The sequence below is a fragment of the Streptomyces sp. NPDC003691 genome (assembly GCF_053981115.1).
Genome location: NZ_JBSFNQ010000072.1, coordinates 26301 through 37677, shown reverse-complemented (window position 1 = coordinate 37677; position 11377 = coordinate 26301). Strand labels below are relative to the sequence as shown.

Below are 11377 nucleotides of genomic sequence, written 5' to 3'. Positions count from 1 at the left end.
GGTCGGCGGCCGGGGCAGGGTGATCACGCGCCCGCGCGGCCGCCGCCGGGTACGGCATACGGCGGTGACCGCCGTACCCCGGTCCCGGCGCCGCGGACGGTGACGGGCCCCGGCGCCCCCGCCGGGACCGGGCCCGCCCCGCCCGCGGCGTCAACACCGCGGGTGCCGGTTCATTCCGGCGGACGACGCCGGTTCCGGACCGCGGGCAGCGGTTTCCGGCCGCCGTACGGGGCCCGGAAACCGCCCTCCCGGCACCGCCGGCCCGCTGGCACGCCCGCCGCTCCGGATCAGGTGCGGCCGGGCCCCGGCCCCGGCGGAACCGCAGGTCCGGGCCGTCCGGCGGCAATCCGTCCCCACCCCGCCCACCGGGCCCCGACGGCTGTGCCCCGGGTCCCGGCACGGCCCCCGGGGCCGGAACCCCGCGACGGGGGACCGGTCCGGCCGTCCGGCGGTCCCGCCGTCCTCCCGGCGCCGGACGCACAGGACCGTACGGCACAATGTCGCGTGCCCGAGCGGGCCCGGAGCGAGGGAAACGGGATATCGATATGGCGACTGTGGCGGTGGACGACGTGATCGCGGACGAGCAGACCGGGACCGGTGGTGCCCGGGACGGGATCGGCGCGAGCCGCTCCCTCGCCTGGCTGCTGGTGATCACGGGCGCGGCGGGGCTGCTCGCCGCGTGGGTGATCACGATCGACAAGTTCAAGCTGCTGGAGGACCCGTCCTTCACCCCGGGATGCAGCCTCAACCCGGTGGTCTCCTGCGGCAACATCATGAAGAGCGAACAGGCGTCCGTCTTCGGCTTCCCCAATCCGATGCTGGGCCTGGTCACCTACTCCATGGTGATCGCCATCGGGTTCGGACTGCTCGCGGGCGCCCGCTACAAGCGCTGGTACTGGCTCGGCCTGAACGCGGGCTGCCTCTTCGGCGCCGGCTTCTGCATGTGGCTGATGTACCAGTCGCTGTACAACATCAACTCGCTCTGTCTCTGGTGCTCCCTGGCCTGGGCCGCCACGATCGTGATGTTCTGCTACGTCACCGTGCACAACGTCCGGCACCGGATCATCAAGGTCCCGGAGGGGCTCCGCAGCGGGCTGCTGGAGTTCCACTGGGTACCGCCGGTGCTCTGGATCGGGATCATCGGCATGCTGATCCTGACCCGCTGGTGGGACTTCTGGACCAGCTGAGCCCGGCGGGCTCCCGCACCCCGCGCCCCCGGCCGTCCGGGGGCGCTGTCGGTGGTCTGGCTTAGGCTTTCCGCGTGGAGCCCGATCTCTTTACCGCCGCCGCCGAAGACCGCGCCGAAAAGGACCCGACCGCCGGACCCCTCGCCGTGCGGATGCGGCCGCGCACCCTCGACGAGGTCGTGGGCCAGCGGCATCTGCTGCGGCCCGGCTCCCCGCTGCGCCGTCTGGTGGGGGAGAGCGGCGGCGGCCCCGCGGGTGCCTCGTCCGTGATCCTCTGGGGGCCGCCCGGGATCGGGAAGACGACTCTGGCGTACGTGGTCTCCAAGGCGACCGAGAAGCGGTTCGTCGAGCTGTCGGCGATCACCGCGGGCGTCAAGGAGGTCCGGGCGGTCATCGAGGGCGCCCGCCGGGCGTCCGGCGGCTACGGCAAGGAGACCGTCCTCTTCCTCGACGAGATCCACCGCTTCTCCAAGGCCCAGCAGGACTCCCTGCTGCCCGCCGTGGAGAACCGCTGGGTCACCCTGATCGCCGCCACCACGGAGAACCCGTACTTCTCGGTGATCTCCCCGCTGCTCTCCCGCTCCCTGCTGCTGACGCTGGAGCCGCTGACCGACGACGACCTCCGGGGGCTGCTGCGGCGGGCCCTCGCCGAGGAGCGCGGGCTCGGCGGCGCGGTGGCGCTGCCGGAGGACGCCGAGGCCCATCTGCTGAGGGTGGCCGGCGGGGACGCGCGCCGGGCCCTGACCGCGCTGGAGGCCGCGGCGGGCGCCGCGATCGACAAGGGCGAGCCGGAGATCACCCTGGCGACGGTGGAGGAGACGGTCGACCGGGCCGCGGTGGTCTACGACCGCGACGGCGACCAGCACTACGACGTCGCGAGCGCGCTGATCAAGTCCATCCGGGGCTCGGACGTGGACGCGGCGCTGCACTATCTGGCCCGGATGATCGACGCGGGGGAGGACCCGCGGTTCATCGCCCGGCGGCTGATGATCTCGGCGAGCGAGGACATCGGCCCGGCCGACCCCCATGCGCTGCCGCTGGCGGTCGCCGCGGCCCAGGCCGTGGCGATGATCGGTTTCCCCGAGGCCGCGCTCACCCTGAGCCATGCCACGATCGCGCTCGCCCTGGCACCCAAGTCGAACACCGCGACGACGGCGATCGGCGCGGCGCTGGCCGATGTGCGCGCCGGTCTCGGCGGCTCCGTACCGGCCCATCTGCGGGACGGCCACTACAAGGGGGCGGCGTCCCTGGGCCATGCGCAGGGCTATGTCTATCCGCACGACGTCCCCGGCGGCATCGCCGCCCAGCAGTACGCGCCGGACGCCCTCCACGGCAAGCGGTACTACGAACCGACCCGGCACGGCGCGGAGGCGCGGTACGCCGATGTGGTGGAGAAGGTACGGGAGCGGCTGCGCGGCAACTGACCGGCGGCCCGGCCCGCCCGGCCGCCCGCCGCGCCGGACGGAAGCGGAGCGCGGTTCAGTGGGCGGCCGCCTCGAAGAGGGTGTGCATCGCCCGGCGGAGCCCGGTGATGTCCCGGACCGGCTCGGGGAAGTCGAAGCGGGCGTCGAAGCAGTGGCTCCCGGTGAACCGCACCCGCAGTCCGAACCGGTCCAGGGCCAGCGGGACGGCGCGCGGCGCGGGCCCGTCGCCGCCGGGGCCGGCCAGTGCGGCCGCACGCTCCCCGAGCAGTCCGCACAGCTCCTGCATCCGGGCGCCGTGCGCCGAGTGCAGATGCTGGAGCAGCTCCGCCTCGTGGCCGGAGAGCGGATCGGGAGCGGCCCGGGCGAAGTCGTCCGGGTCGACCGGGGCGGTGCCCCAGAGATCGTCCACCCGCAGCTCGCCCACCTCCAGCCGCAGCATCGCGGTGCCGGGGTCGGCGGCCCCGGGGGTGGCGGTGAGCCACCCGGTCACCCAGGCGCGGGCCCGGATCCGGTGCGGGACGGAGACCGGCGCCACATCGGTGATCTCCAGTACGGCGCCCAGCTCGTCGTCCTGGGCGTGCGCGGCGGCCCGTACCGCGGGGGAGTCGGCCGGCAGCAGCAGGAAGATCTCGCCGTCGGGGCCGACGGTGCGGACCGACGGCATCAGCTGCTCCGAACGGGTGGTCTCGACGCCCGTCACGAGCAGCACGGCGGAGCATGTACCCTGTACGAGAGTTCGTGTGCGCTCGGCTGCTGACGGCATCCGGGCGGATTCAAGCCCGCTGGGACGCGGCTGACCATGAGCTGATCGGACCTCCGTCGCCTCGACATCCGCAGCAGCGGGGTCGACGTCTTTTGTGCTGTCCGCGATGCGCTTGGTGTTCCCAGGGCGAGACATGCGATCTCCTTGAGTAAGGTGAGCCTAACCTAACCTATATCGGAGGTCTGGAGAACGTGCCTAACCAGTCGCGTCCCAAGGTCAAGAAGTCTCGTGCGCTCGGTATCGCGCTGACGCCGAAGGCCGTCAAGTACTTCGAGGCCCGTCCGTACCCGCCGGGCGAGCACGGCCGTGGCCGCAAGCAGAACTCGGACTACAAGGTCCGTCTGATGGAGAAGCAGCGCCTGCGCGCTCAGTACGACATCAGCGAGCGGCAGATGGCGCGCGCCTACGACCGCGCCCGCAAGGCCGAGGGCAAGACCGGCGAGGCGCTGGTCGTCGAGCTGGAGCGTCGTCTCGACGCCCTGGTGCTGCGTTCGGGCATCGCCCGCACCATCTACCAGGCCCGTCAGATGGTCGTCCACGGCCACATCGAGGTCAACGGCGGCAAGGTCGACAAGCCGTCGTTCCGCGTCCGTCCGGACGACGTCGTCACGGTCCGCGAGCGCTCCCGCGAGAAGGCCCTGTTCCAGGTCGCGCGTGAGGGTGGCTTCGCCGCCGACGGCGAGACCCCGCGCTACCTCCAGGTCAACCTGAAGGCGCTGGCGTTCCGCCTGGACCGCGACCCGAACCGCAAGGAAATCCCGGTCATCTGCGACGAGCAGCTCGTCGTCGAGTACTACGCCCGCTGATCCACCGCGCCCGGGAAGTCTCCCGGGCACCCGGTGCCCGCGTGCGCCCGAAGGCCCGTCGCTCCCTGCCGTTCCGGCGGGGCCGCGACGGGCCTTCGCGTACCGGGGGAGCCCCGGGAATGCGGTAGGGGCCCCACCGGGATCGCGATAGGCTCGGAAGGACGTGTCCCCGGGTCCCCGGGGGACCCCCGAGACGAGCAGGAAGCGGTGCAGCGTGACCGGTGGAGAGGTAGCCGGGATCCTGGTGGCCGTCTTCTGGGCGATCCTGGTCTCCTTCCTCGCCGTGGTGCTGGTGAGGCTGGCCCAGACGCTCAGGGCGACCACCCGGCTCGTGACCGAGGTGACCGAACGGGCGGTGCCGCTGCTCACCGACGCCTCCGCGACCGTCCGCTCCGCGCAGACGCAGCTCGACCGGGTCGACGCGATCGCCACGGACGTCCAGGAGGTCACCTCCAACGCCTCGGCGCTCTCCTCCACGGTCGCCTCCACCTTCGGCGGCCCGCTGGTCAAGGTCGCCGCCTTCGGGTACGGCGTGCGCAAGGCGATGGGCCGCACCTCCGGCGAGGCCGGGGACGACAGCGGCCGGCGCCGCGGGCGCGCGGCCCGCACGGTGGTCGTCGGACGTACGGTGCCCCCGGCGCGCGGTGGGCGCGGCCGCTGGGGCGGAAAGGGCTGAGGCACGATGTTCCGCCGCACCTTCTGGTTCGCCGCAGGCGCCGCAGCCGGCGTCTGGGCCACCACCAAGGTCAACCGCAAGATCCAGCAGCTCACCCCCGAGAGCCTGGCCGCACAGGCCGCCGACCGCGCGGTCGGCGCGGGGCACCGGCTGCGTGAGTTCGCCCTCGACGTCCGCGCCGGAATGATCCAGCGCGAGGAGGAGTTGGGGGAGGCACTGGGCATGAACGCACCGCCCGGCACCGAACTGCCCGCCCAGCGGATCCGCCCCGCGCTCGGCGGCCCCGCCGGCGACCGGGACCCCCGTGGCCGGAGCCCCCGCGCCGGCCGCCCGAACCACCCCCGCCCTACGTACAACACGTACAACCGGAATGAGGACCACTGATGGAGTCGGCTGAGATCCGCCGCCGCTGGCTGAGCTTCTTCGAGGAGCGCGGACACACCGTCGTGCCCTCCGCGTCGCTCATCGCGGACGACCCGACTCTGCTGCTGGTCAACGCGGGCATGGTGCCGTTCAAGCCGTACTTCCTCGGCGAGAGCCGGCCGCCCGCGCCGCGCGCCACCAGCGTGCAGAAGTGCGTCCGCACCCCGGACATCGAGGAGGTCGGCAAGACCACCCGGCACGGCACGTTCTTCCAGATGTGCGGCAACTTCTCCTTCGGGGACTACTTCAAGGAAGGCGCCATCAAGTACGCCTGGGAGCTGCTCACCAGCCCCCGGGACAAGGGCGGCTACGGCCTCGAACCCGAGAAGCTCTGGATCACCGTCTACAAGGAGGACGACGAGGCCGAGCGGATCTGGCGCGATGTCATCGGCGTCCCCGCCGAGCGGATCCAGCGCCTGGGCATGGGCCCGAACTTCTGGTCGATGGGCGTCCCCGGCCCCTGCGGACCCTGCTCCGAGATCAACTACGACCGCGGTCCGGAGTTCGGCGAGGAGGGCGGCCCCGCCGTCAACGACGAGCGGTACGTGGAGATCTGGAACCTGGTCTTCATGCAGTACGAGCGCGGCGCGGGCGAGGGCAAGGAGGACTTCCCGATCCTCGGCGACCTGCCCTCCAAGAACATCGACACCGGCCTCGGTCTCGAACGCCTCGCCATGATCCTCCAGGGCGTACAGAACATGTACGAGACGGACACGCTCCGGGTCGTCATGGACAAGGCCACCGAGCTGACCGGCGTCCGCTACGGCGCCGAGCACGGCTCCGACGTCTCCCTGCGGGTCGTCGCCGACCACATCCGCACCTCGGTGATGCTCATCGGCGACGGTGTCACCCCCGGCAACGAGGGCCGCGGCTATGTGCTGCGCCGCATCATGCGCCGCGCCATCCGCAATATGCGCCTGCTGGGTGCCGGCGGCCCGGTCGTCGCCGAACTGGTCGACGTGGTCATCCGGACCATGGGGCAGCAGTACCCCGAACTCCTCACGGACCGCAGCCGGATCGAGGCCGTCGCCCTTGCCGAGGAAGCCCGCTTCCTCAAGACCCTCAACGCCGGCACCAATGTCCTCGACGGTGCCGTGACCGAGGCCAAGGAGGCCGGTTCCGCCGTCCTCGCCGGCGACAAGGCGTTCCTCCTCCACGACACCTGGGGCTTCCCCATCGACCTCACCCTGGAGATGGCCGCCGAACAGGGCCTCTCCGTGGACGAGGACGGCTTCCGCCGTCTGATGAAGGAGCAGCGGGACCGCGCCAAGGCCGACGCCCGGGCCAAGAAGACCGGCCACGCCGACCTCTCCGCCTACCGCGAGGTCGCCGACACCACCGGCCGGACCGAGTTCACCGGCTACCGGTCCCTGGAGGGCGAGTCGACCGTCGTCGGTCTGCTCGTCGACGGCGTGCCCTCGCCGGCCGCCGTGGAAGGCGACGAGGTCGAAGTCGTCCTCGACCGCACCCCGTTCTACGCCGAGGGCGGCGGCCAGCTCGCCGACCAGGGCCGGATCCGGCTCGACTCCGGCGCCGTGATCGAGGTCCGCGACGTCCAGCAGCCGGTGCCCGGAGTCTCCGTGCACAAGGGCTCGGTCCAGGTCGGCGAGGTCACCGTCGGCGCCTCCGCCTACGCCGCCATCGACGTCAAGCGGCGCCGGGCCATCGCCCGCGCCCACAGCGCCACCCACCTGACCCACCAGGCCCTGCGCGACGCCCTGGGCCCCACCGCGGCCCAGGCCGGTTCGGAGAACTCCCCGGGCCGGTTCCGCTTCGACTTCGGCTCCCCGGCCGCCGTCCCCGGCACGGTCCTCACCGATGTCGAGCAGCGGATCAACGAGGTCCTCTCCCGCGAACTGGACGTCCAGGCCGAGATCATGAGCCTGGAGGACGCCAAGAAGGCGGGCGCCATCGCCGAGTTCGGCGAGAAGTACGGCGAGCAGGTCCGGGTGGTCACCATCGGCGACTTCTCCAAGGAGCTGTGCGGCGGTACGCATGTCGGCAACACCGCCCAGCTCGGCCTGGTGAAGCTGCTCGGCGAATCCTCCATCGGCTCCGGCGTGCGCCGGATCGAGGCCCTGGTGGGTGTCGACGCCTACAACTTCCTGGCCCGGGAGCACACGGTCGTCGCCCAGCTCCAGGAGCTGGTCAAGGGCCGTCCCGAGGAGCTGCCCGAGAAGATCTCCGGCATGCTCGCCAAGCTGAAGGACGCCGAGAAGGAGATCGAGAAGTTCCGCGCGGAGAAGGTGCTGGCTGCCGCCGCCGGGCTCGCCGAGAGCGCCCGCGACGTCCGGGGCACCGCCCTGGTCGCCGAGCGGGTGCCGGACGGCACCTCCGCCGACGACCTGCGCAAGCTGGTCCTCGACGTCCGGGGCCGGATCCCCGGCGACCGGCCCGCCGTCGTCGCCCTCTTCACGGTCGCGGGCGGCCGTCCGCTGACCGTCATCGCCACCAACGAGGCCGCCCGTGAGCGCGGGCTCAAGGCCGGTGAGCTGGTCCGTACCGCTGCCAAGACCCTCGGCGGCGGAGGCGGCGGCAAGCCGGACGTCGCCCAGGGCGGCGGCCAGAACCCGGACGCCGTGGACGACGCCGTCGCCGCCGTCGAGCGCCTGGTGGCCGAGGTCTCGTGAGACGCGGACGCCGCCTCGCGATCGACGTCGGGGACGCCCGGATCGGGGTCGCCTCGTGCGACCCCGACGGGGTCCTCGCGACCCCGGTGGAGACCGTGCCGGGACGCGATGTCCCGGCCGCCCACCGGCGGCTGCGCGCGCTCGTCGAGGAGTACGAACCCATCGAGGTGGTCGTCGGGCTGCCCCGCTCGCTCAGCGGGCGGGAGGGCCCGGCGGCGGGCAAGGTCCGGACCTTCGCCCGGGAGATGGCCCGGGGCATCGCCCCGGTGCCGGTGCGCCTGGTCGACGAGCGGATGACCACGGTCACCGCGGGACAGGGCCTGCGGGCCGCCGGGGTGACATCGAAGAAGGGCCGCTCGTTCATCGACCAGGCGGCCGCCGTGGTGATCCTCCAGAATGCGCTGGAGTCCGAACGGGCGTCGGGCGCACCCCCTGGTGAGAGCGTCGAAGGGATTGTCTGATCGCGATACGGTAACGTTCCGCGCCATCGGGCGGCTTATTCGAACAGCTGCCGCACCGAACCGTACAGCGGGACGCAGAGACCCGCCCGACTCGCGGCCCTAGGGGATCGATGACTGATTATGGCCGGGGCCCCGGCTCCGAACCGTGGCATCCTGACGACCCTCTCTACGGCGATCAGGGGTACGGACCGCAGGCCGTTTCGGGTCAGGACGGGTACGGCGGCCAGGAGCAGTACCACCAGCAGGCTCCGGGCGGTCAGGGCTACGGGGTCCAGGACCCGTACCAGCAGCCCCAGCAGCCGTACGACGCCGGGCAGCACCAGGCCGCGCAGCAGCAGTACCAGCAGCACCAGCAGCACCCCGGCGGGCCGTACTACGCCGGGGAGCAGCAGCAGTACGGCGCCGGGCAGCCCGGCTACGGCGACGGGGCGGTGCAGGGCGGCCACGGCCAGTGGGACGCGGCCCAGTACCCGCAGCAGGCCCCGTACCCCCAGCAGCACCAGGCGCACGACCCGCACCAGCACCAGGCCCAGCACCAGGGGCACGACCCGCATCAGCAGCCGTACCCCCAGCAGGCGCACCCGCAGGGCGGGGACCCCCAGCAGGCCCCGCACCAGCACCCCGGCCCGCAGGCCCCGCAGCAGGGCCGGGTGCCGCATCCGGCCGACTCCGCGGGGGTCGCCTACGGGGCGGCGCCCGGTGACACGTACGCCGCCAACCCGGCCGACACCTACAGCGGTCCCGTCCCCGGCTACCACGGCCAGGCCGAGACCGACCACTACGCCACCCCCGACGCCTACCCCCCGCCGCAGCCCCCCGGTCGGCGCCCCGCCGAGCCCGAAGCCCGCGAAGGGGGCTGGGACGCCGAGGCGCCCGAGGAGGAGAAGCACCCCTTCCTCTCCGGTGACGACGGCGACGGCTCCGACGACCCCGGCGCGGACGACGACCCGGCCGCGGGCCGGGGCTCCCGCCGCCGCGGCGGCGACGGCACGGGCGACGGAGAGCGCCGCGGCGGCCGCCCCAAGAAGAAGAGCCGCAACGGCTGCGCCTGCCTGGTGGTCTCCGCCGTCCTGCTCAGCGGCCTCGGCGGCGTCACCTACTTCGGCTACCAGTTCTGGCAGGGCCAGTTCGGCGCGGCCCCCGACTACAGCGGCGCGGGCAGCGGCTCGGTCATCGTCGAGATCCCGCAGGGCGCCGGGCTGACGGAGATCGGCCGCATCCTGAAACAGCAGGGCGTCGTCAAGAGCTCCGGCGCCTTCGTCGCCGCGGCCAGCAGCAATCCGCGGGCCAAGGGCATCCAGGCCGGGGTCTACACCCTCGCCAAGGAGATGTCCGGCGCCAACGCGGTGAAGGCGATGCTCGACCCGCGCAGCAGCAGCAACATGATCATCCCCGAGGGCAAGCGGAACGCCGAGATCTACGCCCTGATCGACAAACGGCTCCAGCTCAAGGCGGGCACCACCGCGAAGACCGCCAAGGATCAGCTGACCACGCTGGGGCTGCCGGCCTGGGCCAAGGGCGGACCCGATATCCAGGATCCCCTGGAGGGTTTCCTCTTCCCGGCGTCCTACCCCGCCGCCAAGGGCATGAAGCCCGAGGCCGTCCTCAAGAAGATGGTCGCCCGCGCCAACCAGGAGTACACCAAGGCCGGCGTGGTGGCCAAGGCCGGGGAGATGGGCCTGAAGAACCCCCTCCAGGTGGTGACCGTCGCCAGCCTGGTGCAGGCCGAGGGCAAGTACAAGGAGGACTTCGACAAGGTCGCCCGGGTCGTCTACAACCGGCTCAAGCCCGACAACACCGAGACCAACGGCCTGCTCGACTTCGACTCCACCGTCAACTACGCCAGGGGCGAGAGCAAGCTCGAGATCGGCAGTGTCGACAAGGTGCGGAAGTTCAAGCACCCGTACAACACCTACAGCATCGTGGGTCTGCCGCCCGGCCCGATCGGCAACCCGGGCGCGGTCGCCATCCAGTCGACGTTGAAGCCGGCCGAGGGCGGCTGGTACTACTTCGTCTCGGTCACCGAGGACGAGACGGTCTTCTCGGAGACGCACGCGGAGCACGCCAGGGCCCGCGAGAGGTATCTGGAAGAGCTGAAGAAGAACAACTAGGAGTGACCGGCGTGACCAGCGTGACCCCAGGACGCAGCGGAGCGGCGGACGGCCGGACGGACGGTACGGCGAAACGGCGCGCGGCGGTCCTGGGATCACCGATCGCGCACTCGCTCTCACCCGTGCTGCACCGTGCCGCCTACACCGCGCTGGGGCTCACGGAGTGGACGTACGACCGCTTCGAGATCGACGAGGCCGCCCTGCCCGGCTTCGTCCGCGGTCTCGACGACGGCTGGGCGGGGCTCTCGCTGACCATGCCGCTCAAGCGGGCGATCATCCCGCTGCTGGACGGCATCAGCCCCACGGCGGCCTCCGTGGAGGCCGTCAACACCGTCGTCCGGGGCGCGGACGGCGCGCTGACCGGGGACAACACCGATATCCCCGGAATGGTCGCCGCCCTGCGCGAACGGGGCGTCACCACCGTGCCCGCCGCGGCCGTCCTCGGCGCCGGTGCCACCGCGGCCTCCGCGCTGGCCGCCCTCGCCCGGATCTGCGACGGCCCCGTCACCGCGTACGTCCGGGGCCCGGCCCGCGCCGCCGAGATGCGCGGCTGGGGCGAGCGCCTCGGACTCGACGTCCGCACCGAGGACTGGGAGCGGGCCGCCGGGGCCCTGGACGCCCCCCTGGTGATCGCCACCACCCCCGCCGGGGCCGCCGACGCCCTCGCCGACCGGGTGCCCGAACGCCCCGGCACCCTCTTCGACGTCCTCTACGACCCCTGGCCCACCCCGCTCGCCGCCGTCTGGGCCGACCGCGGCGGAGCCGTCACCGGCGGCCTCGACCTCCTCGTCCACCAGGCCGTCCTCCAGGTCGAGCTGATGACCGGGCACGGCCCCGCGCCGCTCGCCGTGATGCGCGAGGCGGGCGAGCGGGCCCTGCGCGCCCGCTGACCGCTC

The 11377-nt window shown here is 72.7% G+C and carries 11 protein-coding genes; 9 read left to right on the top strand and 2 right to left on the bottom strand.

Annotated elements, in window-relative coordinates:
* The first annotated feature begins 545 nt into the window (after nt 1-545).
* Both ACWDR0_RS26880 and ACWDR0_RS26875 read left to right on the top strand, forming a co-directional pair.
* Complete coding sequence (locus ACWDR0_RS26880; protein WP_456354349.1) at nt 546-1187, top strand: vitamin K epoxide reductase family protein; 642 nt, start codon at nt 546-548, stop codon at nt 1185-1187.
* Between the two features lie 74 nt (nt 1188-1261).
* Nucleotides 1262-2611 (top strand): replication-associated recombination protein A, encoded by a 1350-nt coding sequence (locus ACWDR0_RS26875; RefSeq protein ID WP_456354348.1) that lies wholly within the window; start codon nt 1262-1264, stop codon nt 2609-2611.
* Nucleotides 2612-2666: 55 nt separating this feature from the next.
* On the opposite strand, the gene ACWDR0_RS26870 is transcribed toward ACWDR0_RS26875, so the two are convergent.
* Entirely contained in the window at nt 2667-3374 is a 708-nt protein-coding gene (locus ACWDR0_RS26870) for a DUF2470 domain-containing protein (protein WP_456354352.1), read from the bottom strand.
* A gap of 191 nt (nt 3375-3565) precedes the next feature.
* On the opposite strand from ACWDR0_RS26870, the gene rpsD reads away from it, so the two are divergent.
* The 5 genes from rpsD (at nt 3566) to ruvX (ending at nt 8370) form a co-directional block, all read left to right on the top strand.
* Nucleotides 3566-4180, top strand: a complete 615-nt coding sequence (gene rpsD, locus ACWDR0_RS26865; protein ID WP_456354347.1) for a 30S ribosomal protein S4 — start codon at nt 3566-3568, stop codon at nt 4178-4180.
* A 214-nt stretch (nt 4181-4394) separates the two neighbouring features.
* The gene (locus tag ACWDR0_RS26860) at nt 4395-4856 is read left to right on the top strand and encodes a DUF948 domain-containing protein (RefSeq protein WP_456354346.1); all 462 of its coding nucleotides are present in this window, start codon (nt 4395-4397) and stop codon (nt 4854-4856) included.
* Nucleotides 4857-4862: 6 nt separating this feature from the next.
* Nucleotides 4863-5240 carry a DUF6167 family protein gene (locus tag ACWDR0_RS26855; RefSeq protein WP_456354345.1) on the top strand — a complete coding sequence of 126 codons (378 nt, stop codon included), beginning with the start codon at nt 4863-4865 and terminating at the stop codon, nt 5238-5240.
* Nucleotides 5240-7909, top strand: coding sequence for an alanine--tRNA ligase (gene alaS, locus ACWDR0_RS26850; protein ID WP_456354344.1), 2670 nt, complete (start codon nt 5240-5242; stop codon nt 7907-7909). Before ACWDR0_RS26855 ends, alaS begins: the two co-directional genes overlap by 1 nt.
* Nucleotides 7906-8370 (top strand): Holliday junction resolvase RuvX, encoded by a 465-nt coding sequence (ruvX, locus tag ACWDR0_RS26845; RefSeq protein ID WP_456354343.1) that lies wholly within the window; start codon nt 7906-7908, stop codon nt 8368-8370. Before alaS ends, ruvX begins: the two co-directional genes overlap by 4 nt.
* A 35-nt stretch (nt 8371-8405) precedes the next feature.
* Here ruvX and ACWDR0_RS26840 read toward each other — a convergent pair whose 3' ends face one another.
* The gene (locus ACWDR0_RS26840; RefSeq protein WP_456354342.1) at nt 8406-9029 is read right to left on the bottom strand and encodes a hypothetical protein; all 624 of its coding nucleotides are present in this window, start codon (nt 9027-9029) and stop codon (nt 8406-8408) included.
* Here ACWDR0_RS26840 and mltG point away from each other — a divergent pair.
* Nucleotides 9021-10481, top strand: coding sequence for an endolytic transglycosylase MltG (gene mltG, locus ACWDR0_RS26835; protein WP_456354341.1), 1461 nt, complete (start codon nt 9021-9023; stop codon nt 10479-10481). The two genes, ACWDR0_RS26840 and mltG, sit on opposite strands and share 9 nt — an antisense overlap.
* 20 nt (nt 10482-10501) lie before the next feature.
* Nucleotides 10502-11371 (top strand): shikimate dehydrogenase, encoded by an 870-nt coding sequence (locus ACWDR0_RS26830; RefSeq protein WP_456354351.1) that lies wholly within the window; start codon nt 10502-10504, stop codon nt 11369-11371.
* The last annotated feature ends 6 nt before the right edge of the window (nt 11372-11377 follow it).

Coding starts and splice junctions, on each gene's coding strand:
- ACWDR0_RS26880 (WP_456354349.1), top strand. CDS start 546: ATGGCGACTGTGGCGGTGGACGACGTGATCGCGGACGAGCAGACCGGG.
- ACWDR0_RS26870 (WP_456354352.1), bottom strand. CDS start 3,374: ATGCCGTCAGCAGCCGAGCGCACACGAACTCTCGTACAGGGTACATGC.
- ACWDR0_RS26855 (WP_456354345.1), top strand. CDS start 4,863: ATGTTCCGCCGCACCTTCTGGTTCGCCGCAGGCGCCGCAGCCGGCGTC.
- alaS (WP_456354344.1), top strand. CDS start 5,240: ATGGAGTCGGCTGAGATCCGCCGCCGCTGGCTGAGCTTCTTCGAGGAG.
- ACWDR0_RS26840 (WP_456354342.1), bottom strand. CDS start 9,029: ATGCGGCACCCGGCCCTGCTGCGGGGCCTGCGGGCCGGGGTGCTGGTG.